Genomic DNA, 23,466 nt, shown 5'->3' on the forward strand with positions numbered 1-23,466 from the left:
CTCTGCCAAGCCATCGAACCGCCAACACTCAATAGGGAGGAACTCCTTGCGTCGGAACCATCAGCACCGTTCCCGCGTCGCATTGCTGCCCCTGGCCACGGCTTTCGCGATGCTCAGCGCTTGTTCGGCTGCCGAAAGCCGAGCCACCACGATCCCGAGCCAGTCGCCGCAAACCGCGAGCCGCGCAGTAGAGCAACAGCCGGAAGGCGGCTACACAACCTCCGGTGAGAAGCCTGCCGTCTATAAGCCTGCCGCCCCCGAGTACACCGTGCGAACTCCAGCGGGACACCTGGTCAACGACTGCGTTCCCAAGCGCCTGTGGAAAAGCGTCACCACTCTCACCACCAAGGACCAAAAGCACCTCTCCACACTGATTCTCGGCAAAGGGCCGAACGCCATCTACTTCGGGCATCAGTACGGCGGCCAGATCTGTAACCTCCTGGATCTGGCCGAAGGGTTCGTCAAGCGCGGGTACCGGGTGATCATGCCGGAATTCCGCGGCCACGTGGCCTCCGAAGAGTCGGAGACATCCAGCCCGCTGGACGCGAAGGCCGCCTTCGACAAGCTCAAGAAACTCGGCACGAAGCGCGTTTTCCTGACGGGCGCGTCCTGCGGCGGCACCACCGCCGCCACAGAAGGTGTCAAGAGCGGTATTCCCCTTGTCGGCCTGACTCTGCTGTCCTCACCGGCCCGCTGTGACGGTGACGCTGTCGCAGCGGTGAAGAAGATCAAGCAGCCTTCCCTTTTCATGGTGGCGCACGACGACATGCAAGGTTTGCACGAGCGGGATATCCGCGAAATGTTCGAGGCGTCCGCGGCACGGGACAAGCGCCTCATCGCCATTGATGGAGAAGCACATGGCACGTTGATGCTCTACGGCTCGAAGGAGGCCGACAAACTGCGCGCCAAAGTCATCGACTTCATAGCGGACACCTACGCGGCCAGCCTCGACAGGTAAGCCTCGCACGCACGGGCGCGGGCGGGTGGGTCGCCCCTACTGGAGGCAATCCCCTCGCCCTTATCGAGGCAGCCCGGGAACTGAGTACCGGTCATCTCAGTGATGAGGCGCCGCAGGAGGACCGCGGGTGCTCCGTCCTCGCGTAGATGAGTGAGGCCGCGGCGACCACTGGTTCACCGCCGGAATGCTCGCCGAGCGCTTCGGCGCCCTTGTGACGAAAAGGAACCTGTAATAGGAGGGCGGCAGCACCGGCGGCCGTGTTGGTGCGCTCGCATACGCCCTTGCGCCGCGCGTTGGTCCGTTGCGGATCGTCAATCGGTCCGGGTGCGGAGGCTCCGCGCCAGGGTCGGGATCATCACCGTCGCGGGGACGAGGTGTAGCCCGAGGAGGGCGGTGATGGTGGCGGCGGCTGCCCCGGAGAGGAGGGGCGGGACCAATGAGGTCGCGGTCAGCGACACTGCCGTCCACACGAATCGCTCGGCGGGGCGAGCGCTCCAACGAAGAAGAGCGACGGCAATGACGATGCCCACGACCGAGAAGAAGCCGGTCACCACGGCGAACCCGGCCAACGGAATCGTCTCGCCACCATCGGGGACCTCGAAGTCGACGCCAACGGCCTGGGCAAGCGCCGCGGCGAGGGTGGTGGCCACCATCGCCGCGAGCGTGGCAATGAAGCCGGTGCCGGCGAGCCCTCGGAATCGGTGGGTGTGGCTGGTCCGGCCCGATGCCGGGCCTGCGACGGCCCCGGTGTCATTCATGCTCTTCACGTGGTACCTCCATCATTCGGTAACTGGCGTACGGGGTGTTGACTTGCATGCGACGTTCCTGGCCCTGGGGGTGACGATGAGCACCCTCGCCGTGCGACGGCCGGGGTTCCGCAGGGCGCGGACGCCGGTGCCGCGGAGCCAGAACCCGGCGTCGCGTCCGAGGACCGGCCCGGGCTCGCCGTCGCGCAGCTCCAGCTGCACCCGCCCACGGGTGACGACGCCGAACGCGTCGTACCACTCCGCCGCGACCACCGCGACACGCGCGCCACCGCGCAGCGTGAGCGTCCGCACCGGGACTACTCCGTGCCGTCCGCCGACAGGCGCTCCGGCAGCCCGAGCCGCGGGAACCGGTCGTCGTGGAACGTGATGATCTCGGTGATCGCTCCGCCGGTGACGCGCAGGACGTCGATCGTCAGCGGCAGGTACGCGCCCTCCCGCTTCCGCCAGTGGTAGTAGGCAATGGCGGGCTGCCGGTTCACGGCGGTGGGGACGGCGCGCAGGCCCTTCATGCCCTCGAAGCCGCTCTCGATCCAGTAGTTCACTACCGCGTCGCGACCGACATACAGGCCCGGCGTGGGCGGCATCGAGGTGCGGACGTCGTCCCGCAGCATTGCGGCGAGCGTGTCGACGTCCGTGGCCACGCTGGCCTCGGTGTAGCGGCGCACCAGCTCGCGCGTCCCGGCGTCCTGCTCGCCGCCGGTCCAGTCCTGCCGCTCGGCGGGCAGGTGCTCCCGCATGCCCGCGCGGGCCCGCTGCAGCGCGCTGTTCACGGAGTTGACGGAGTCCCCGAGGAGCTCCGCGACCTCCTTCGCCGGCCGGCCGAGCACGTCCCGCAGGATCAGCACGGCCCGCGGGCGCGGCGCGAGGTGCTGGACCGCGACCAGGTACGCCAGCTCGATCGTCTCCCGCGCGACGGCGACGGTCTCCGGCTCGTCCGCTTCGCCCGCGGGCAGCTCGTCGAGCAGCCGGTCCGGGTAGGGCTGCAGCCACAGCACCTCGCCGCCGGTCGCGGGCTCCGGGCGGCACTTGGCGAGCAGGTCCAGGCAGGCGTTGGTGGCGATCCCGTACAGCCAGGCCCGGAACGTCGACCGCCCCTCGAAGGTCTCCCGCCGCCGCCAGGCACGGAGGAACGTCTCCTGCACGGTGTCCTCGGCGTCCTCGAACGACCCGAGCATCCGGTAGCAGTGCACGTGCAGCTCCCGCCGGTGCCGTTCCGCCAGCCCCGAGAACGTCGGCTCGTCGACCTCGCCCAGACTGCTCACGCCCAGCTCCTCCAGCCGTGTGTCCGCACTCATCACGTCATCCTTCCGCCTTGTCGTGTCCCGTCGTAGGTGTGACGGGCGCGGGCGCGAAAACTCATCACTACGGCCGGTCGGTCGGCATGGCTGAGCGTTTCTCATCCTTGGCAGGTCGGGTATCCGGATCCGTCCGTTGAGCGGTTCGGGTTCCCGGGAACCTCTGGCGCCCGTACAGGCGTCGCATGGATCATCGGCGCGCGGGGCGTACAGGCAGGGGGGCCGATGGGCCGGTTCGAGTTCGGGGAGTACCGGACGCTCGCGCTGCTCGGGGCGGGTGGCATGGGCCGTGCGTATCTGGCCCGTTCGGGGTCGGGGCGGCTCGTCGTGGTCAAGGTGATGCATGCGCACCTCGCCGCCGAGCCGCTGTTCCGGGAGCGGCTGCGGCGTGAGGTGCGGGCGGCGCGCGCCGTGACCGGCCCGTTCACGGCGGCCGTGCTCGACGCGGAGCCGCAGGCCCCGCTGCCGTGGCTGGCCATCGAGTACTGCGCGGGCCCCACCCTGTCGGAGGCCGTGGCCGGGTGCGGGCCACTGGCAGCCGGCGACCTCGCCTCGCTCGGTGCCGCTCTCGCCGAGGCGCTCAGCGCGATCCACACGGCGGGCCTGGTGCACCGCGACCTGAAGCCGGCGAATGTTCTGGTCACCGGTCAGGGCCCACGCGTCATCGACTTCGGTATCGCGAAGGCGCTCGGTGACGGACCGGCGTCAGGACCGTCGGGGGAGGACCTGACGGGGAGCGGTGAGATGCTCGGCTCTGTCGGCTTCATGGCACCCGAGCAGATCACGTACGACACCGAACCCGCGGCCCCCTGCGACGTGTTCGCGCTCGGGGCGCTGCTCGCGCTGGCGGCGACGGGCCGCAATCCGCACGGCGGGAGTACGGCCCCGCAGATCGTGTACCGGACGCTGCACGAGAAGCCGGACCTCGCCGGTGTGCCGGACGGGGAGTGGGCCGCCTTTTTGATCCGCTGTCTGTCGAAGGGGCCGGACGGACGCCCCACCGCGGCGGAGGTCCTGGACTGGTGCGCCGCCCGCGCGGCCGAACGGCCGTGGTGGGAGCGGCCGGAGGTGACCGCCCTGATCGACGGCCACGAGGAGACCGTCGCGCGCAGGATCGCCGTATCGGCCGACGCCGACGAGTTAGGCGCCACCCGCACCGACCCGCCGCCGGCCTCCGTGGGTCCGTCGCGCAGACGCGTGTTCGCGTGGGCGGGCGCCGCCGTCACGACCGCCGCAGCGGTGACGGCGACGATCGCCCTCCTGGACGACGAGCCCGGTGCGCGGCGGCAGCCGGTCACCCCGTCCTGGCGCTCCGGCACCCCGCTGTGGACCCGCGAGGTGGGCGCCCTCGAATACGGCGGCACGCTGACCCGTACGGCCGACGCCCTGTACGTGTACTTCGACGGCACAGCCCGTCGGCTCGACCCGCACACCGGCGCCGTGGCCTGGGAGTTCGAGGACGCGGCCGCCGTCCTGCCTTACGGCGACACGGTGTACGTCACCCACCGCCCGACGGATCTCGCCTCCCCCGTGATCGTGGCGATCGACGCGGCGGGCGGCGCGGAGCGGTGGCGCACAGGCGCCCTGGAATCAAACCCGTACCGCCCCTTCGGCTTCAGCTCGTTCGACGGCAGCTCGACGCTGCTCGCCGTCACGCACCGCACGGCATGCCTGGCCACGTTCGCCAAGTACGACTCGATCTGGGCACGGCGCACGAACCAGAAGCGGCGCTGGCGGGCGTACGGCTTCGACCTGCCGACGGGCGCCCCGCTGTGGTTCAGGGGCGGTACGGCGGCACAGGTGACGGCGCTGAACGCGGCGGGCGGCCGGTTCGCCCTGGCCTCGGCGACCGCGACACCCGGTCCCCTGTACGTGCTCCATGAGCGCTCGGGCGAGGAGGAGTCCAGCATCCCCGACGGCTCGGCCACACCCGAGGTACATCCGGGAGCCCGGGGAACCCGCTACTACGCGACGTCGACGTCCGTGCGCCGGGTGAACCTGGCCACGGGGAAGGCGAGGTGGACACAGCGCCTGGCGGGCGCGAGGGTGGCACCACTGGCCGGCGACGAACTCGTCGTAGCCGCCACGGCCCATGGCCTGGGCGCACTGGACGCGGCCGGCGGCGGCGAGCGCTGGTGGCGCGACGACCTCCGCGCGCTCACCACCACCGACGGCCGCCCCCTGGCGGACGGCACCGTGGTCTACGCGGCAGGCCCCCGACCGGGCGCCTCCGACACCTCCGCGGGCACGTCCGCATGGGGCATCCACGCCCTGGCGGCCGCCACGGGCAGACCGCGCTGGGCGGTCCCGGTGGACGGCCTGACCACGGAGTCGTACGGGGCGGCGGGCGACGGCCTGATCCACGTGTGCACCGGCACGACGCTGCAGACGTTCCGCGGCCCGTGAGCCAGGCTGGTCCGCGCGAGCATGCACAACGGGAGGAGTACCCGCCCACCGACGACCATCCCCGACGGCGAAGGAAAGGCTCACAGGAGGCCCGCGCATGACGAGCACCCCACTGGTGCCCGCAACAGAAAGGGTCCACCAGTGACCACCGCCCTTCACCCCGAGGACCCCAGGCAGCTGGGTCGGCACCACCTGATCGGTCGGCTCGGTGCCGGAGGCATGGGCCAGGTCTACCTCGCCCGCTCTCCGGGCGGTCGTCTCACCGCCATCAAGACGATTCACGAGCACCTGGCCGCGGACCCCCACTACAGGGAACGGTTCCGCCGCGAGGCCACCGCAGCCCGCAAGGTCACCGGCGTCTACACGGCCGCGGTCCTGGACGCCGACCCCGATGCCCGGCTTCCCTGGCTGGCCACCGTCTTTCTGCCCGGAGTGACTTTGCGCCGCGCCGTCGCCGCGACCGTCCCCCTGCCCGCACCGGCCGTACGCGCCCTCGCCGCCGCCCTCGCCGAGGCGCTGCGCGACATCCACGCGGCCGGCCTCGTCCATCGTGACCTGAAGCCGTCGAACATCCTGCTCACCCGGGATGGCCCCCGCGTCATCGACTTCGGCATCGCCCGCGCCCAGGACGACCGGGCCCTGACGGAGACCGGCGGGATGATCGGCACCCCCGGATACATGTCCCCGGAGCAGATTCTCGACGGCCCGGCGGTGACCGCGGCGACGGACATCTTCGCGCTGGGCGCGGTGCTCGCGTTCGCGGCGACGGGCCGGGACGCGTTCGGGGCGGCCTCCGTGCCCGCGCTGCTCTACCGAATCGTCCACGAGGAGCCCCAACTCGACGACGTACCCGCGGAATCGGGCTTGAAGGACCTGATCGACGCCTGCCTCGACAAGTCCCCCGGCAACCGCCCCGATGCCGCCGCGATACTCCACCGCACTGTCACACCCACCCCGTCGGCCTGGTGGCGTGACGAACCGCTGCGTTCCCTGGTGGCCGACGCCGAGCCGACGCCGCCCCCCGGCCCGGAGCCGATGCCGGCTCCCACCGCCGTCCTGCCGAGCCCGGCCCCCTCCCGGCGGGGCGAGTTGTCCCGCCGCGCCGCTCTCGCAGCCGGCAGCGCCGCCCTCGTCGGCCTGTTCGGCTATGCGGTGGCGCGGGGCGGCGGCGCCGACGCCCAGGACGACGATCCGGACGACTGGAAGGTGACCGGGGGAACGGCCGCCCCCGGCGCGATCCGCTGGCGGCTGAGCGCCGGCGCCGGCCGGGTGGACGCCCTGCTCGCCACGCCGGCCGGGCTCGTCCTGCACGGGCTCGAACGAGCATTCACCAGTACCGGGTCGACCCAACTGCGTACCGCCTCGACGGGCCGTCGGCGCTGGGCGGCGGAGACCTCTGCCGACGTCCCGGACGACTGGGGCGTCACCGACGACGGGCTGCTCCTCGCGGGCGGCATCCGCCTCACCCCCACGGCCATCAGCACCGGCAAGACCCTCCCCGGGGCGGCGGCGCCGGAGTCCACCCAGCAGTGGTATGCGCTCGCCGGCACCGTCATGGTCATCCGTGACACGGACGTGCTGCGCGCCGTCTCGCTCACCTCCGGTACCGAACTGTGGAGCCGCGAACAGCTCACCGAGTGGCGCCGACCCGCCGTCGTCGGCGACGCCCTCCTGCTCACCGACGAGCTCGCCCATCCGACCTGCGTGGACGCGAAGGAGGGCGAAGAGCTGTGGGCCTACCGGGAGTTGGGCGAGGACGACACGGTGACGGCCGTGGGCGCACTGCCGCCGGACCGGTTCGCACTGCTCACCGAGAAGGGCATGCTGCATATCGTCGACGCCCGCAGCGGAGACCGGATGGCCGCCCGCACTCTGAAAACCGGGATCGCGCGTGGTGCCACGGCTCTCGCCCGCACCGGCAGCGCAGGCCTCCTCCTGACCGGCTCCACCCTGCACGGCTTCGGCCTCGACGACGCACGCCTGAACTGGAGCACACCCGCGCTCGGCCTCGATGCCTGCTGGACCCGGCGCCCCGGCGGCGTCCACGTCCCCGTCGTCGCGGGCGGACTGCTGCTGCACTGGAAAGACGGCCGTACGCTCACCGCTCTCGATCCGCGCACCGGCCAATCCCGTGGCCGGACAAAGCAGTTCGAGGACACCGGCCCCGCCCAGTGCCCGCCCGCCGTCGCACCGGACGGCGCCACGGTGTACGCGGCAGCGGGCCGCGCCTGCGCGGCACTACGGACGACCGCGCGGGACCTGACCGAAACACACACCCGCACAGCCCCCGCTCCCGTCACCGCCCTCACGGCCGACACCCGCGGCTGGTATGCCTGCGCAGGCCGCAAGACCGTGATGGCGGTCAACGGATAACCCGTACCAGGTTCAGCCGTCGCTGGACGGAAGGTCAGAAGGGTGTCACCGCCACGAACGAACTGTCCTGGCGGAACAGGTCCGTGCCGTCCGACGGGTCGACGCGGAGTTGGTAGTTGTAGTGGCGCAGGTAGTAGCCGGGGTAGTTGTACGACTCCAGGCGCACGGAACCGCTAGCCGATCCCGTACGGGCGATGAAGGTCGCGTCTCTGGCGAACGTCGACGAGCCGTTGTTCGCGTCGAAGCGGGCCCGGAAGTCCCAGTGCCGCAGGTAGTTGCCGGCCGCGTTGCGGAACGAGTAGCCGTTGCCGTCCGCGAGACCCGCCACGATGGTGAACGTGGACGCCTGCTTCTCCGCGGCCGTGCTGGAACTGGTCAGCACGGGGAGGTTGAGCAGGGCGGACTGCTCCTGCCAGTAGCGGGTGGTGAAGTTGCCGGACCGCAAGAAGCGGGTGACTCCGGTCGGCAGGGTCACGCCGCCGGACACCGTCTCCTTGAGCACGGTGAAGTGGCGTGCCGTACCGGAGATGCCCGGCAGAGTCCTGGGTGCGCTCCAGGTGACGAAGGTGTCGTAACTGTCGCTGTAGTAGTAGCTGCCGTCGCCGTATCCGTCGAAGAAGATCCGCCACGCGCCGTTGTCGAGCTGCACCAGCGCGGTGCCCTCGCGCGTGCCGCCCCAGCCCGCCCAGTTCCCGGTCCTGCTGATCGTGTACGGGCCCGCGAGCGCGGTGCTCGTGGCGTACTCGATGTACTTCGACGTCTCGTTCTTCGTGAGGGCGTGGTACGTCGAGCCGATCTTCACGATGAACGTGTCGATGTGGTTGGCGCCGATGCCGGACAGCGCCACCGGTGAACTCCAGGCGGTGAGCGCGGAGTTGGTGGCCTTGAGCAGATACGGCGTGAAGATCCACTCGTTGCTGGTCACCGAGCAGGACACGATGACGTTCACGCTGCCGTCGCTGTCGACGAACCACTCCGGCGCCCAGGCGCGCGACAGGTTCGCGATGGGGACGGTGTAGTCGTACAGGAACGTCCAGTTGCTGCGGTCCGAACTGCGGGCGAAGCCGATGGTGGTGCTGGTGTCCTGCCAGGTGTGCGTGGTGTAGGTGATGTAGTAGTAGCCGTCGGTGTGCTTGAAAACGCTGGCGTCGCGGATGCGGCCCGCGGGCGGTGTGTACGCGGACGCCTTGAGGAGCCGGAAGTCCGTCGCGTCGTCGGACTGGTAGACGTTCACCGTGCCGTCGTTGCTGTTGAGGAACGGCACGATCGTGTAGCGGGTGGCCGATCCGGGAGGCGGCGCGGCCGCGGAGGCCGTGCCGAACAGGCCGGGCACACCGCCCATGACGAGCGCCGAGGCCGGCAGCGCGGCCATCGCCCGCAGCAGGCTTCGACGTGACGGCGCGAAGGGGTGGACGGCGCCGGTCGCGTCCGGGGAGACGACGGGTCTGTGGGAGTTGTCTGGCGTGATCATGTGCGGCTCTCCTCGTTCGGACTGTGCTGCTGGTGCTGCCGAGCGGAGTCCCAAGTGCGCACGAATTCACTGAGGTTGGGGCGTGCGCACACGCTCTGACGGGTCGACATATCGAACGTAGTTCGGCAAACCGGTCAGAACGTAGAGTGCGGCCGTGAGCACGTCAATAACTTCGACACACTCAGCCCCTTCTTGGCCGAGGCGGGGATGCGGGCTCGGGCGGAGTGGTGCCGTGCCGTCAGGCGGGCGTCCGCCGAGGCCTCACTCGCCGAGCGCCCGTCCGACCCGCACATTCCAGCGCCCGGCCCGCCCGCTGAACTCCGTCACGGTCAACGGCGGCACATCGACGCGCCAGAACGCCGATTCCGGTGCCCCGAGTGCCCGCACCACCCCGGCCCGTACGATCTCCGGCTCGACGACGGCGACGATCCGCACCGAGCCCGCTCCCGAACCCGGTGCTGAGCCCGAAGCCGAGCCTGGGCCCGAGCCGAGGGCCGGATCCGCCGCCGTCTCCAGCCACTTCGCCACTCGCTCGCACAACCCGCTCACCGACTCGCCGCCGTGCGGGGCGGACGACGGGTCCGCCAGCCAGCGCCCCACGGCCTCCGGTTCGTCGGCGCTCACCTCGGCGAGGGTCGCCCCGCGCCAGCGGCCCACGTCCAGGCCGGCCAGTTCCGGCTCGATGACGGCGGCGGCCACGGAGGCGATGGTGTCGGTGTCGAGCCCGAGCGCCGCGGCCGTCTCCCGGCAGCGAACCGTGGGTGAGACCAGAACCCGGTCGGCGGTGGGCAACGAGCCCGCGGCGGCCCCGGCGAGCCGCAGCCCGGCCGCGTCGACGGAACATCCGTCGTCGAAGCGCGCCTCCCGCAACGCCGAGTTCATCGCTGGTGAGATCAACATCACTCGGCTGGTCATCGGCCCGCCCTCGCGTTCCCCACGTGCTCAACACCCCTGTCCGTACCGGGAATTGGGGGCGTGACCAGGACACCGGCGCGCGCTCCGGGGCCCATGCGCCCTTGGCCGCGCCTCCGCTTCGCGGTACCTTCTCGTCGATATTGACGACGGTACGACGGAAGCCGGTGAGAATCCGGCACGGTCGCGCCACTGTAAGCCCCGCACCAGCCGCCTCCCGCCCGGGAGGTGAAGGTCGAGCGAAGTCAGACCCGTGGCCGTCGTCCTGTGCACCACCGAGATGGGACGCGAGTTCCCCCAGGAGGTCCTGCCATGGCGCAGTCCGCCGTCGCTCAGCCGACCGTAACCACCCCCGACGTACCCGCAAAGCTGCCGATCGGCGCCATCGCCCCCTGGGCGGTCTTCCTCGGCATCCTGATGCTGGTGCTGCTGTACTTCGTCGGCGCCGAACAGGGCGCCACCTCCGTGGTCTCCGGCGAAGGCGTGCACGAGTGGGTGCACGACGCCCGCCACCTGCTCGGCTTCCCCTGCCACTGACGGCGACAAAGAACCGACAGGACAACTCAATGAACTCCGTCACCGTCAGAAATCTCCTGGTGCGCGGCATGCTCGCGGGTCTCGCCGCGGGTGTGCTCGCCCTGGTCGTCGCCTACTTCCTGGGCGAACCGCGTGTGGACGAGGCCATCGCCTTCGAGGAAGCCCACGCCCACGGACACGGCGGGGAGGAACTCGTCACCCGTGGGATGCAGTCCACCGGCGGCCTGTCCACCGGCGTCCTCGTCTACGGGGTCGCGTTCGGCGGCATCGCCGCCCTCGCCTACTGCTTCGCCCTCGGCAGGATCGGCCGCTTCGGGCCGCGCGCCAGCGCGCTGCTGCTGGCAGCCGCCGGTCTGGTCGCGGTCTACCTGGTGCCGTTCCTCAAGTACCCGGCGAACCCGCCCGCCGTCGGCGACCCCGACACCCTCAACCAGCGCACCGCGCTGTTCCTCCTCATGATCGTGCTCAGCGTGCTGCTGGCCGTCGCCGCGGTGATCCTCGGCCAACGCCTCGCACCGCGCCTGGGCAACTGGAACGCCACCCTCGCGGCGGGCGCGTTCTTCGTCCTGGTCATCGGCCTGGCGTACGCGTTCCTGCCGTCCTTCAACGAGGCGCCGGAGGGCTTCCCCGCCACCCTGCTGTGGCAGTACCGGCTGGCGACCCTGGCCATCCAGGTGGCCCTGTGGACCGCGTACGGCCTGGTCTTCGGGCTGCTCGCGGAGCGCCTGCTGGCTCCCGAGCCGGCCGGGGCCGACAAGGAGAAGGCGCCCGAGAGCCGGGCAACTCCCGTCGCGCACTGATCCGTCGCGCACTGCCCGTTGGCACGCGAAGGGGCCCCTGGAGAACCATCCCGGGGCCCCTTCGTATGTGTGCGTGCGGCAGGTGCGTACGTCGTCGGCATTCCCTATTTCTGGAACACGTTCTACGGTGTGCGCCGTCAGGTCCGGGTGGCCGAACGCGTGGGTCAGTGGGAGCCAGGAGGCGCCGTGCATCTCGAATACACGCCGGAGCAGCAGCGGTCGCGCACCGAACTGCGCGCCTACTTCGCCGAGTTGGTCCCAAACGACATGCACGCTCGCTATGGCGCCCCGGCGGCGCAGAAGCGCTTCTACCGCGACACCATCCGCCGGCTCGGCCGCGACGGGTGGCTCGGCGTGGGCTGGCCGAAGGAGTACGGCGGACGCGGTCTGACCCCGATGGAACAGTTCATCTTCTTCGACGAGGCCGCCCAGGCCGGCGTACCGCTGCCGCTGATGGCGCTCAACACGGTCGGGCCGACCATCATGCAGTTCGGCACGGACGAGCAGAAGAGGTACTTCCTGCCGAAGATCCTCTCCGGCGAGATCGACTTCGCGATCGGCTACAGCGAGCCCGACGCGGGCACGGACCTGGCCGCCCTGAAGACGAAGGCCGTCAGGGAGGGCGACGAGTACGTCGTGAACGGCCAGAAGATCTGGACGACGAACGGCGACACGGCCGACTGGGTCTGGCTCGCCGTGCGCACCGACCCCGACGCCCCGCCGCACAAGGGCATCACCATGCTCCTCGTGCCGACCTCCGACCCCGGCTACTCCTGCACGATCATCAACACCCTCGCCTCGCACGACACCACCGCGAGCTATTACGAGGACATCCGCGTCCCCGTGTCCCGGCGGGTCGGCGAGGAGAACAAGGGCTGGCGGCTGATCACCAACCAGCTCAACCACGAGCGGGTCACCCTCGCCGCGCACGGCACCATGGCCATCCGCGCCCTGCACGACGTCCAGCGCTGGGCCATGGAGACAAAGCTCGCCGACGGCCGCCGCGTCGTCGACCTGCCCTGGGTGCGCCGCCGCCTCGCCCAGACCCACACGAAGCTCGACGCGATGAAACTCCTCAACTGGCAGATGGTGAACGCCGTCCAGGAGGGCACGCTCACCCCGCAGGACGCCTCCGCTGTCAAGGTGTACGGCTCCGAGGCCCGCCGGGACGCGTACGCCTGGCTCATGGAGGTCGTCGCCGTGCCCGGTGTCCTCAAGGAGGGCTCCGCGGGCGCGGTGCTCCACGGCGAACTGGAGCGCGGCTACCGTTCGGCCGTGATCTTCACCTTCGGCGGCGGCAACAACGAGATCCAGCGGGAGATCATCTCGTGGATCGGCCTGGGCATGCCGCGGGTGCGGCGGTAGCCGGGTGTGACGAGGATTCTTGGTTGGCGAAAAAGAGGGATGGCTGACACCGGTCAGACGTTCGATCCGCGAGGAGCGGAACCTGAGGTTGAAGAGTTCTCGCATGGTTCTGGGAATTCGGTCACGGGAACGGAAAGATCGGGGGGCTCACTCGGCGCTCGCGAACAGGTCGGGCGCCGCTCCATGCGATGGGAGACCGATCAACGATGTCCACTCCGGTGCGGAGCAGAATACTGACGGCCGCGCTCGCGCTCTCGGCCATGACGGCCCTCGCCTTAGGCGCGACCGCCACGACCGGCGCGGCAGCGGCCCCCGCTCCCGCGAAACAGGGACCAACCTCGGTGGCGTACGTCGAGGTGAACAACAACAGCATGCTGAACGTCGGCAAGTACACCCTCGCCAACGACGGCGCCAACGTCTTCGACGTCGCCGTGATCTTCGCCGCGAACATCAACTACGACACGGGCACGAAGGCGGCGACCCTGTACTTCAACGACAACGTGAAACGCGTCCTCGACAACGCCGCCACGCAGATACGGCCGTTGCAGCAGAAGGGCATCAAGGTCGTCCTCTCGGTGCTCGGCAACCACCAGGGCGCGGGCTTCGCCAACTTCCCGTCCCAACAGGCGGCTTCGACGTTCGCGAAACAACTGTCGGACACCGTGGCCAAATACGGCCTCGACGGCATCGACTTCGACGACGAGTACGCCGACTACGGCAACAACGGCACCGGCCAGCCCAACGCCAGCTCGTTCGTGTACCTGGTGTCGGCACTGCGCGCCAACATGCCGAACAAGATCATCAGCCTCTACAACATCGGCCCGGCCGCGTCGCGCCTGTCCTACGGCGGCGTCAACATCTCGTCCAAGTTCGACTACGCCTGGAACCCGTACTACGGCACCTGGCAGGTCCCCGGCATCGCACTGCCCAAGTCGAAACTGTCGCCGGCGGCCGTCCAGATCGGCGGGACCTCGCAAAGCACGGCCGCCAACCTCGCCCGCCGCACGGTCAGTGAGGGGTACGGCGTCTATCTGACGTACAACCTCGACGGCGCCAATCGCAGCGCCGATGTCTCCGCGTTCACCAGGGAGCTGTACGGCAGTGACGCCCGCTACACGCCGTAGGCCGACCACACTCCCCGGCGTCCGGTGCCCCCGCGGGGCTCGCTGCGTCCCGTAGGGCCGCGCCTCGGGCAGGCCGCGCTTTCGACAACGATGTCGGAGGCGCGGTCGCCTTCGCGGCGGGAAGCGCCGGGGAGAACTCGACGGCATCGGCGGCCAGTACGGCGACAGGCAGGACCACCACCGCGGCACGCGCCCGGTAGGCGACGCGACGCCCTTGCCGCTCGGCGTGGATCACGACTCCGCCGGGCGTATGCTCGGCCATCGCGCAAGGCGGCCCGTGCACCCCGCCCTCCCGCACGCCGCACCCCGCACGACCGACGGAACCGTGCGCAGGTCATCCCACCGGAGCCCCGGTCGGCCCGGAGTCGTCGACGTCGAGGCCGGGATCGGGCGCCGAGGGAAGGCTGACGATCGCCTGGAGTCCTCCGCTGGGGCTCTGTCCGAGGTGGAGTGTCCCGTGGTGGAGTTGGGCCTGCTGCTCGACCAGGGCGAGGCCGAGACCGGAGCCAGGGGCGTGGGTGCGTGCCCCGCGCGTGAAGCGCTCCTTCATGGCCTGGCGCTGGTCGGGCGCGATGCCGGGGCCGTCGTCGCTGACGGCGATCCGGAGCGTGGCGCCTTGGCGGGACAGCCCGATGTCGACGTTTCCCTCGGCGCGGCCGTGGAGAGCGGCGTTGTCCAGGAGGTTGTCGACGGCGAGCCGAAGCCCGGCCGGCCAACCCTGGATCGTCACCGGGGCCGCGGGTCCCAGGCGGTACGTGATGGTGGGGTGCCGTCGGGCGGCATGCTGGACGGCCTCGGCCAGCAGCGCGGTCAGGTCGACCGGAGTGCGGCCGGGAAGCGCGTGGGCGTCGCCGCGGGCCAGGGACTGGAGCCCGGTGAGGAGAGTGGTGATCCGGCGGTGTTCGGCACGCATGGCTTCCAGGGCCCGGGTGCGCTGGGGTTCGGGGAGGTCCGGGTTGCGCTGAAGGGTCTCCAGGGTCATCCCGAGTGTGGTCAGAGGGGTACGCAGTTCGTGTCCCGCGTCCGCGGTGAAGCGACGGGTGGCTTCCATGCTGGTGCGCAGTTGGTCGAGCATGGCGTTCAGGGCGTGCGAGAGGTCGGCGACCTCCCGGGGCCGGTCGACAGCGGGCAGAGCGGGCCCGGTGACATCGGCACTGATGGCCAGAGCACCCGCGCGCAACCGCTGCAGAGGGTGGAGAAGAAGCCGGGTGATGAGCCAGGTACCGATGGCGGTGACCGCGGCGGCGAGCAGTGTGACCGCGGCGACGAGGGCGATGTTGTCGGCGAGGCGGCGTTCGATCGGGTGGATGTCCTGGAGCAGTTCGACCCGGTCGCCGGTGTTGTTCAGGGGCTCGGTGAGGGAGCGCCAGGTCTGGCCGTCGCTCTGGAGGGTGGCGTAGCCGTCCCGTTCGGGCACGGGCAGGGCAGACCGCGGGGTCTCGCCGCGCTGAGCGATCACCTGTCTGCCTGAGATGACGCGGACCAGACTCTGACTGCCGGTCAGCAGGCCCCCGTAGTCGTCCTGGCCCTCATCGCCGCTGTGGTGGTCGCCCTCCTCCAGAAGTTTGTCGGCGTCCTGCTGAACCTTCTCGGCGCGGGCCGTGAGCTGGCGGTCGACGTCGGTGCGGTCGCGGTGGTCGATGCGGGTGACGATGGCCAGTCCCGCGAGCGCGACCACCACCGTCACAAGGAGCGCGACCGAGACGGTGATCCGGGCGCGCAGACCGCGCGGTACGAGCCTCACGATCCGGTCCGCAGGGCGAAGCCGATCCCGCGCACCGTCCGCAGGACGCGGGGGCTGCCGTCGGCTTCGAGCTTCTTGCGCAGATAGCCGATGAAGACGTCCACCACGTTGGTGTCCACGTCCCAGGTGTACCCCCACACCTGCTCAAGGAGCTGGGTGCGGGAGAGGACCTGCCCGGGCCGGTGCGCGAGCGCGAGCAGCAGATCGAACTCGCGGGCCGTCAGCTTCAGATCCCGCCCGGCACGGGAGGCGGTGCGGCGGGCGGGTTCGATCGTCACGTCGCCTATGACCAGGGGCCGCTCGGCGGTGGACTCGTGCAGGCGGACCATGGCGTGCAGGCGGGCGGCGAGCTCGGCGATCGAGAACGGCTTGACGACGTAGTCGTCCGCGCCCGCCGCGAGTCCGGCGACCCGGTCGTCGACCTCGTCGCGGGCGGAGAGCATGCACACCGGCAGCGTCCGGCCGTCGGCCCGCAGCCTGCGCACCACGTCGACACCGGACAGGCCCGGCATGGTCACGTCCAGCACGATCACCGACGGCAGCCGCACGGCAACCTGCTCCAGTGCCGTCTCGCCGTCCTCGGCGAGCCGCAGGGCGAAGCCCTCGAGCCCCAGCCCCAGATCCAGGGCCTGGCGCACGCCCGGGTCGTCGTCCACGACCAGCACCTCAGGGGTCCGGCCCGCTTCTGCCATCTGCTGAACCTCAGTCCTTCGCCGGCGCCCCATGCGTCAGGGGCCGTCCAAGGTCAAGGATCGGCCGCAAAGGACAAGGAAGTCTAAGAACCACGCGGCTCGCCCCCTCAGCCGGTACTCCCGCCCGATGCGTTGTCGGCGCAGGTCACCGCCGCTTCCCCGGCTCCGTGAAGTCCTCGGGCGCGGGCAGCTGACGGGCGGCTTCTTAGAGCTGCCACAAAGAGCCCGACCAGGGTGAACCCACACGCCGCGCACCGCGGCGCATCGTGACCCGTGCCGAAGGAATCCCTGATGACCCTCTCCACCGAACTGCCCCGCGGGCACCGTGAGTCGCCCGCCCGAGGCCGCAGGCGGGGCTTCACCCTGGCCGACCCGCTCGGCGCCCTGGCGATCCTGTCCGCGGTCGCGGTCCTCGCCCTGTGGGTGATGAACCAGGGCGGCCCCCTCAGCCTCACCACCACCGACCGGGCCATCGGCTCCCTCGGCCTGCTCACCGGTCTCCTGGCCTCCGACCTGATGATCCTTCAGGTCGTTCTGCTCGCCCGGATCCCCTGGGTCGAACGCTCCTGGGGCCACGACCTGCTCACCCGACGGCACCGCTGGATCGGCTTCGCCTCGTTCTGGCTGATGATCGCCCATGTCGTCCTGTTCGCCGTCGAACGCGCGGTACGTGAACCCGCCGCGGTGCTCGACGCGCTGGTGCGGGTGTTCATCACCGACTCGTGGATGCTGTTCGCCACCGTCGGCACCATCCTGCTGATCATGGTGGTGGTCACCTCGATCCGCGCCGCCCGCCGCCGACTGCGCTACGAGTCCTGGCACCTGCTGCACCTGTACTCGTACGCGGGGATCGCCGCGACCTTCCCCCATACGTTCGTCGACGGCGCCGACTTCCACGAGACCTGGATCCGCGTCTACTGGTGGTGCTTGTACGGCTTTGCGTTCGCCGTCACTCTCCTCTACCGCATCGCCCTGCCCGTCTGGCGCTCCTTCCACCACCGCCTGCGCGTCGAATCCGTCGTCACCGAGGCGCCCGGCACCGTGTCCGTCACGCTCACGGGCCACCGCCTGGACAGGATGAGGACCGCCTCCGGCCAGTTCTTCGTCTGGCGCTTCCTCGACGGCCCCGGCTGGAGCCGCGGCAACCCCTACACCCTCTCCGCCGCCCCGACCCGCGACCGACTGCGTATCACCATCAAGGCGGCCGGTGACGGCAGCGCCCGCGCGGCCCAACTCCGCCCCGGCACCAGGGCGTTGATCGAGGGCCCCTACGGAACCCTCACCGCCCGTCGGCGCACCCGGCCCCGCATGCTCCTGATCGCCGCCGGTATCGGCATCACCCCCATGCGCGCCCTGATCGAGGACACCGCCTACGCCCCCGGCGAGACCACCCTCATCTACCGCTACGGCGAAGACCAGCACGCCGTCTTCGCCGACGAACTCCGGGCGATCGCCGCCCGCCGCGGCGTCGAGCTGATCTTCCTGCCGGGGCCGCGCCGCGCCGACACCTCCTGGCAGGCCGCGGGGCCGGCCCACTTCGACGACGACACCCAAGTCCTCAGGAACCTCGTACCCGACATCGCCCGCTGCGACATCTACGTCTGCGGCCCGCCCGCCTGGATCACCGCCGTCCGTAAGGCCGCACGCGGCGCCGGCGCGCACCGCGACCAGGTCCACACCGAGGAGTTCGCCTGGTAACCGCGCACGCCACCCGCCGATCCACCCCGTCAACAGGAGACCCACATGCGACGCATCACCATCTGGATCACCGCCACCCTCGCCGTGGCCGCCTTTCTCCTCGCCTTCCAGCTCAACCTCTCCGGCACCACCGGCAAGTCCCGCGGCGACGGCGACCACACCGAACCAGGCTCCACCGCCCCCGCCGACCCCGCCCAGGACCAGGCCAAGCCCGGCGACGACACGCCTGGCGACGGCGAACACGTCGGCAAGCCCGGCGAGAACAAGTAGGAGACCAGGCCGATCCGATGGGGGAGCATCAGCCCGTCCGGCGGGTGACCACCCACACGCAGCCGAGGCTGATCAGGGTCACCCCTGTGAGATACAGGCTGATGGGTACGGTCGATCCCCAGCTCGTGTAGAGACCCGTCGCCACGGTCGGGGCGATGCCGCCGCCCAGGATCGATCCCAGCTGGTAGCCGAGCGAAGCCCCGCTGTAGCGCACTTCGGCCTTGAAGAGTTCCGAGAACAGCGCCGCTATCGGCCCGTAGACAATGCCCATGAACACAGCCGTTATGAGGAGGGAGATCAGGATCAGGGCGGAGTCGGCGGTATTGATCATGGGGAACAGCAGGATCGTGGAAACGACGAGTCCTACGGAACCCACCGTGAGTATCTTCCGTCGGCCGTGCCGGTCCGAGAGGGCGGAAGCCCAGGGGATGACCGCGAGCCACACCAGGGACGCGATGAGGGTGAAGGTGAGGATGAGATTCCTGCTCAGCCCCAGCACGGCCGTGGTGTAGGACAACAGGTAGGCCATGAAGATATAGCCGACCGCGTTGATACCGATGAAGGCCCCGGCGGACAGGAGTACTTCCTTCCAGCTCTCTCGCAACACGGTGACGAGCGGCATCCGTTGCTCGGAGTCCGACTTCTTCACCGCCTGGAATTCGGGGCTTTCGGAGATGGTGAGACGAATCACCAGTCCGGCCACGACCATGACGGCGCTCGCCAGGAACGGGATACGCCAACCCCAGGCGAGGAACGCCTCGTTGCTGAGACTGTTCGTGAGGGACAGGAATGCCAGGTTGGCGATGATGAGCCCGCCAGGCACGCCCATCTGCGGAAAGCTTCCGTAGAACGCCTTCTTGCGGTCCGGGGCATGCTCGACGGCCATGAGTACGGCCCCGCCCCATTCTCCGCCGACCCCGAGTCCCTGGATGAACCGCAGGGTCACCAGCAGAACCGGCGCCCAGACGCCGACGGTCTCGTAGGTCGGAAGCAGCCCGATCCCCACGGTGGCGATCCCCATGGTGAGCAGGGAGATCACCAGCATGGACTTACGGCCGACCCGGTCGCCGAAGTGACCCATGATGATCCCGCCGATGGGGCGGGCCGCGAATCCGACCGAATACGTGGCGAACGCCGCCAGCGTTCCCGCGGCCGGGGAGACGGAAGGGAAGAACAGCGGCCCGAACGCGAGGGCCGCGGCCATGCCGTAGATGAAGTAGTCGTACCACTCGATTGCGGTTCCGATGAAGCTGGCTGTGGCCACCCGCATCGGGCGGACCCGCTTCTGTGTGTTCGCCGCGGAGAGATTTCGATCGATGGTCACTGCTGTCTCCTGACAGGGTGGAGGATCGCGGTCGCAGCCCTCATCGAGGCATGGCGACATGCCGGAGGGAACTGCGGGACGACCGCGCTCAATTGACGTACGGATCGAGGCAGTTCTTCCTTGTCTTCCTTGCCTCGGCTCACGATGGGGCCCTGTCGGCGGGCATGGTGAGGACGGCCTTTGGACGGGCATTCGTACAGGCGGAATGAGCTCGTCGACCAAGCCGTACATCGCGTCGGCACAGGCCCCTCGGATCGCACGGCTGTTGTCGCCCCAGAGGTACCGACCGAACGATTGGTCGTTAGATGGTTGGTAAGTAAAGGCAGCCCCGCAACCCCTGTCAAGAGAGCGGAACGGTGGAAGTTGGCAGGTGATCAACGGGACTACCCTGGGGCCATGAATGACGGTTCCCGGTCCGCGAGTGCGAAGGACGGCGGCCGTCCCCTGCGGCGCGATGCCGCTCTCAACCGGGAGAGGATCCTGCGTGCCGCACGCGAGATCTTCGGCCGGCGCGGACTGGGAGTCACGCTCGACGACGTGGCCCATGAAGCCGGAGTCGGCGTCGGTACGGTGTATCGCCGCTTCCCTACCAAGGAAGCCCTCGTACGGGCATTGTTCGAGCAGGATCTCGAGCTGCGGCAGCTCTCCGCGAAGAAGGCCCTCGCGCATCCCGATCCATGGCAGGGGTTCGTCGACTTCCTGACGGATATGACCGCTGACCTGGCCGGGAATCGCGGCCTCAATGAAGTGATCATGCTGGGCAGTCACAGTTCCGGGCCCATCGAGGCGGCGCGGGGTGGGATGCTCCCCTTCCTGGAGGCCTTGATCCACCGCGCCCAGGAGAGCGGAGACCTCCGTGCGGAGGTGACCGCTTCCGACATCCCCGTCATCCAGCAGATGCTCAGTGCCGCCGCCCAGTTCACGCAGGGCAAGCGGCCCGAAATCTGGCGCCGCTACATCGAGATCCTGCTGGACGGCCTCCGGCAGCGCCCCGGCAATCGGCCGCTGACGACGGAGAGTCTGGGCAACGAGACGGTGGAGGAGCTGATGGGCCTGGCGGCCAGGCCCACCCCGGCCCAGGAGTAGCGAGCGGCGGACTCGCCATGCCCACCCACCAGGGCATTGCCATCACTCCTATGTGGAGATACTTTCTCCGCATCGGGCTCGCACGGCTGCGTCCACGACGTTCGGCGCAATCGCAGGGAGGGAGGAGTAAGTGGATAGATTCATCCACTTACTGGTACGCTGACTTCCGTCGACGTCGTCCCATGACGTCGTGAGAGGAGTTCCCGATGCCTCGCACAAAGTGGCTACCGCTGGGAGCGGTGGTCCTCGTGGTGAACGCGGTGCAATGGGTGGTCGCCGAAGCGATCACCGCGGCCGCCTGGACCAGTCCCCCCTACAGCTACGCCCGGAACTACATCAGCGACCTCGGCGTAGCCGACTGCGGCACCCGGTTCCAGGGCCGCGAACTCTGCTCCCCGGACCATGCGTTGATGAATACGTCGTTCATGCTCGAAGGGATCCTGTTCGCGACCGGTGTGCTGCTGCTGGCCGGGCTGGTCGAGGGGCGTGCGCGTCGAGTGATCATCGCCCTGGCGCTCGCCCACGGGGTGGGCATGGTGCTGATCGGCCTGTTCCACGGCACCGCGGACGGACCCGCCTTCGGAACGGCTCTCCACGTCGGCGGAGCCGGGATCGGCATCCTGTGCGCCAACACGCTGGCGATCCTGGCGGGGGCACTGCGAGGCCTCGGCCTGCCGACGGCGTACCGGATCTTCAGCGTGACGGTTGGCGCCCTGGGCCTGGTGAGCGTGGCGCTCGTGGGCGTCTCGGTGAGTACCGCCGGGGCGTTCGAGCGCGGCAGTGTCTACTCCTGGCTGCTGTGGAGCGTCGTGACCGGCGCCCTGCTCCTGGCCAGGCACCAGCACCGCCCCGCCGTGGTGGAGAATGTCTTGGCGTGACCCGGGAAACGCAACGCCCGCTGCGAGCGGACGCCGAACGAAACCGTCGGCTGATCATGGAAACGGCCGACCGGATGTTCGCGCAGCGCGGGTCCGCCGTCACCCTCAATGAGATCGCCCGCGAGGCCGGAGTCGGCGTCGCCACGGTCTATCGGCGCTTCCCCGACCTGCAGACGTTGATCGACGCCCTGTTCACCGAGCGGTTCACCACGTTCCTGGAGCTCGCGGCAGAGGCCGAGGGGCAACCGCGCCCGGGACAGGCGCTGCGCCACTACCTGCTCGCGGCGGCCCAGTGGCGGGCCGGGGACCGGGCCCTCGATGTCATCCTCGCCAACGCGAGCATGGACGCGAGGCCCATCGCCCAGATGCGCGACGACCTCGGCCGCCACGTGGACGGCCTGGTGGAAGCCGCGGTGGCCGCGGGCGCCGTCCGCGAGGACTTCGCCAGCTCCGACGTGTACGCCTTCCTGCACATGATCGGCGCCATCGCGGACCGTACCGAGGACATCGCCCCCGAGGCCTGGCGACGCTACGCAGAGGCGCTGTTGATGGGCTTCGGCCTGGAGCGGGGCCCCGCGGCGCATACGTCCGCGATGACCGACGCCCAGATTCTCCGGACCTGGCCCACGGCTCCCGCGCAGTCGCAGGGCGACGCGGGGTAGGGGCAGGAGCGGGGGCGGGGGCAAGCAAGGGTAGGCGGCAGGCGGTAAGGCCGGGCGCTAGCCGCTCCGTCGCTCGGACCAGCTGCGCGGGCTATGCGGATTCCCTGATCACCAGGTCCGTCGGCAGGATGAGGGGCGTCGGCTCTTCGCCGCCCAGCACGCGCACCAGCATGCGGGTCATCTCGCTGCCGAGGGCCACGATGGGCTGGTGGATCGTCGTCAGGGCGGGCTGGGTGTGCCGGGCGGTGAGGATGTCGTTGAACCCGACGACCGCGACGTCCTCGGGGACGGTACGGCCGCGCTCGCGCAGGACGCGCAGGGCACCGGCCGCCATGGCGTCCGAGGCGACGAACACCGCGTCCAGGTCCGGGTGTTCGTCGAGGAGGCGGGCAGTCGCCGCGGCGCCCCCCGCCTCGCTGAAGTCGGCGTGGACCACCCGGTGGTCCTTCAGTCCGGCCAGGGCGACCGCCTCGCGGAAGCCCAGATAGCGGGAGACACCCGCATGCATGTCCTGCGGGCCGGTGACGGTGGCGATGGCGCGGCGACCTGTGGAGATCAGGTACTCCACGGCCTGGCGGGCCCCGCCCCGGTTGTCGGCGTCCACGTACCAGCGCGGGGCCCGGTCCAGGGGGCGGCCTCCGTGCACGACGGGGACGCCCCCGGCCTCGGCCACCTTCGCCAGCGGGTCGTTCTCGCGCAGGGCCAGCAGCATGACGCCGTCCGCGCCCCGGGACTTGAGGATGCGGGCGAGCCGGGCCCGGCCCCGCTCGGAGGCGGCCAGGACCAGCAGCAGTTCGAGGTCCGTCTCCTCGATGACCGCGTTGACCCCGGTGATCACCTCGGCGAAGAAGAGGTTGGCGAACAGCGCGGGGTCGTCGCTGGAGATCGCCAGCACCACCGCGCCGCGCCGCTGCGAGGCGAGCGAACGGGCCGCCACGTTGGGCACGTAGCCCAGCTCCGCCACGGCACTCTCCACCGCCTGCCGCGCCTTCTTGCTGACGTGCTGACGGTTGTTGATCACCCGCGAGACGGTTCCGACGGACACCCCGGCGCGCAGCGCCACCTCGTCGAGCGTCGGTGGCCGTCTGGTCGTCATGAGTGGCT

The 23,466-nt window shown here is 70.1% G+C and carries 21 protein-coding genes and 1 riboswitch; of the genes, 12 read left to right on the forward strand and 9 right to left on the reverse strand.

The genetic code is table 11. The annotated features are described in order from the left end of the window. Window positions 1-46: 46 nt before the first annotated feature. Complete coding sequence (locus tag OHA11_RS44250) at window positions 47-958, forward strand: S9 family peptidase (RefSeq protein WP_266506724.1); 912 nt, start codon at window positions 47-49, stop codon at window positions 956-958. 311 nt (window positions 959-1,269) lie between these two features. On the opposite strand, the gene OHA11_RS44255 is transcribed toward OHA11_RS44250, so the two are convergent. From OHA11_RS44255 to OHA11_RS44265, 3 genes are read right to left on the reverse strand one after another with little or no spacing between them, the layout of a single operon-like run. Beyond that, window positions 1,270-1,716, reverse strand: a complete 447-nt coding sequence (locus tag OHA11_RS44255) for a DUF6069 family protein (RefSeq protein WP_266507864.1) — start codon at window positions 1,714-1,716, stop codon at window positions 1,270-1,272. A gap of 21 nt (window positions 1,717-1,737) precedes the next feature. Continuing rightward, complete coding sequence (locus OHA11_RS44260; protein ID WP_266506726.1) at window positions 1,738-2,016, reverse strand: hypothetical protein; 279 nt, start codon at window positions 2,014-2,016, stop codon at window positions 1,738-1,740. Window positions 2,017-2,021: 5 nt separating this feature from the next. Then, window positions 2,022-3,020, reverse strand: a complete 999-nt coding sequence (locus tag OHA11_RS44265; RefSeq protein ID WP_266506728.1) for an RNA polymerase subunit sigma-70 — start codon at window positions 3,018-3,020, stop codon at window positions 2,022-2,024. Window positions 3,021-3,245: 225 nt separating this feature from the next. On the opposite strand from OHA11_RS44265, the gene OHA11_RS44270 reads away from it, so the two are divergent. Both OHA11_RS44270 and OHA11_RS44275 read left to right on the forward strand, forming a co-directional pair. Beyond that, window positions 3,246-5,426, forward strand: a complete 2,181-nt coding sequence (locus OHA11_RS44270) for a protein kinase (protein WP_266506730.1) — start codon at window positions 3,246-3,248, stop codon at window positions 5,424-5,426. A gap of 141 nt (window positions 5,427-5,567) precedes the next feature. Beyond that, window positions 5,568-7,799 carry a protein kinase gene (locus OHA11_RS44275; RefSeq protein ID WP_266506732.1) on the forward strand — a complete coding sequence of 744 codons (2,232 nt, stop codon included), beginning with the start codon at window positions 5,568-5,570 and terminating at the stop codon, window positions 7,797-7,799. Window positions 7,800-7,833: 34 nt separating this feature from the next. Here OHA11_RS44275 and OHA11_RS44280 read toward each other — a convergent pair whose 3' ends face one another. Then, on the reverse strand, window positions 7,834-9,171 hold the full coding sequence (locus OHA11_RS44280; RefSeq protein ID WP_266507865.1) for an AbfB domain-containing protein: 1,338 nt from the start codon (window positions 9,169-9,171) through the stop codon (window positions 7,834-7,836). Between the two features lie 360 nt (window positions 9,172-9,531). Beyond that, a complete protein-coding gene (locus tag OHA11_RS44285) occupies window positions 9,532-10,185 on the reverse strand; it encodes a histidine phosphatase family protein (protein WP_266506734.1) in 654 nt (217 codons plus the stop codon). Between the two features lie 110 nt (window positions 10,186-10,295). Then, window positions 10,296-10,433: riboswitch (cobalamin riboswitch) on the forward strand. A 61-nt stretch (window positions 10,434-10,494) separates the two neighbouring features. On the opposite strand from OHA11_RS44285, the gene OHA11_RS44290 reads away from it, so the two are divergent. From OHA11_RS44290 to OHA11_RS44305, 4 genes are all read left to right on the forward strand, one after another. Continuing rightward, entirely contained in the window at window positions 10,495-10,719 is a 225-nt protein-coding gene (locus OHA11_RS44290; protein ID WP_266506736.1) for a CbtB-domain containing protein, read from the forward strand. A gap of 29 nt (window positions 10,720-10,748) precedes the next feature. Beyond that, window positions 10,749-11,519, forward strand: a complete 771-nt coding sequence (locus OHA11_RS44295; protein WP_266506738.1) for a CbtA family protein — start codon at window positions 10,749-10,751, stop codon at window positions 11,517-11,519. Window positions 11,520-11,705: 186 nt separating this feature from the next. After that, entirely contained in the window at window positions 11,706-12,884 is a 1,179-nt protein-coding gene (locus OHA11_RS44300; RefSeq protein ID WP_266507866.1) for an acyl-CoA dehydrogenase family protein, read from the forward strand. A gap of 206 nt (window positions 12,885-13,090) precedes the next feature. Next, entirely contained in the window at window positions 13,091-14,008 is a 918-nt protein-coding gene (locus tag OHA11_RS44305) for an endo-beta-N-acetylglucosaminidase H (RefSeq protein WP_266506740.1), read from the forward strand. 334 nt (window positions 14,009-14,342) lie between these two features. Here the strand turns inward: OHA11_RS44305 and OHA11_RS44310 are convergent, their stop codons facing one another. Together OHA11_RS44310 and OHA11_RS44315 are read right to left on the reverse strand one after the other, a co-directional pair. Then, window positions 14,343-15,752 carry a HAMP domain-containing sensor histidine kinase gene (locus OHA11_RS44310; protein WP_266506742.1) on the reverse strand — a complete coding sequence of 470 codons (1,410 nt, stop codon included), beginning with the start codon at window positions 15,750-15,752 and terminating at the stop codon, window positions 14,343-14,345. Beyond that, a complete protein-coding gene (locus OHA11_RS44315) occupies window positions 15,749-16,444 on the reverse strand; it encodes a response regulator transcription factor (protein ID WP_266506744.1) in 696 nt (231 codons plus the stop codon). Before OHA11_RS44315 ends, OHA11_RS44310 begins: the two co-directional genes overlap by 4 nt. Window positions 16,445-16,735: 291 nt before the next feature. Here OHA11_RS44315 and OHA11_RS44320 point away from each other — a divergent pair, with 291 nt between their 5' ends. Both OHA11_RS44320 and OHA11_RS44325 read left to right on the forward strand, forming a co-directional pair. Then, on the forward strand, window positions 16,736-18,142 hold the full coding sequence (locus OHA11_RS44320) for a ferredoxin reductase family protein (protein WP_266506746.1): 1,407 nt from the start codon (window positions 16,736-16,738) through the stop codon (window positions 18,140-18,142). A 45-nt stretch (window positions 18,143-18,187) separates the two neighbouring features. After that, complete coding sequence (locus OHA11_RS44325; RefSeq protein WP_266506748.1) at window positions 18,188-18,412, forward strand: hypothetical protein; 225 nt, start codon at window positions 18,188-18,190, stop codon at window positions 18,410-18,412. Window positions 18,413-18,440: 28 nt separating this feature from the next. Here OHA11_RS44325 and OHA11_RS44330 read toward each other — a convergent pair whose 3' ends face one another. After that, a complete protein-coding gene (locus OHA11_RS44330) occupies window positions 18,441-19,736 on the reverse strand; it encodes an MFS transporter (RefSeq protein ID WP_266506750.1) in 1,296 nt (431 codons plus the stop codon). A gap of 396 nt (window positions 19,737-20,132) precedes the next feature. On the opposite strand from OHA11_RS44330, the gene OHA11_RS44335 reads away from it, so the two are divergent. The 3 genes from OHA11_RS44335 (at window position 20,133) to OHA11_RS44345 (ending at window position 22,362) form a co-directional block, all read left to right on the forward strand. Next, the gene (locus OHA11_RS44335; protein WP_266506752.1) at window positions 20,133-20,822 is read left to right on the forward strand and encodes a TetR/AcrR family transcriptional regulator; all 690 of its coding nucleotides are present in this window, start codon (window positions 20,133-20,135) and stop codon (window positions 20,820-20,822) included. 206 nt (window positions 20,823-21,028) lie between these two features. Then, on the forward strand, window positions 21,029-21,700 hold the full coding sequence (locus OHA11_RS44340) for a DUF998 domain-containing protein (RefSeq protein ID WP_266506754.1): 672 nt from the start codon (window positions 21,029-21,031) through the stop codon (window positions 21,698-21,700). Then, window positions 21,697-22,362: a TetR/AcrR family transcriptional regulator gene (locus OHA11_RS44345; RefSeq protein ID WP_266506756.1), complete on the forward strand. Its 666-nt coding sequence runs from the start codon at window positions 21,697-21,699 to the stop codon at window positions 22,360-22,362. Before OHA11_RS44340 ends, OHA11_RS44345 begins: the two co-directional genes overlap by 4 nt. A 91-nt stretch (window positions 22,363-22,453) precedes the next feature. Here the strand turns inward: OHA11_RS44345 and OHA11_RS44350 are convergent, their stop codons facing one another. After that, window positions 22,454-23,458: a LacI family DNA-binding transcriptional regulator gene (locus tag OHA11_RS44350; RefSeq protein WP_266506758.1), complete on the reverse strand. Its 1,005-nt coding sequence runs from the start codon at window positions 23,456-23,458 to the stop codon at window positions 22,454-22,456. Between the last annotated feature and the right edge of the window lie 8 nt (window positions 23,459-23,466).

It is taken from the genome of Streptomyces sp. NBC_00878, assembly GCF_026341515.1.
Lineage (GTDB): Bacteria > Actinomycetota > Actinomycetes > Streptomycetales > Streptomycetaceae > Streptomyces.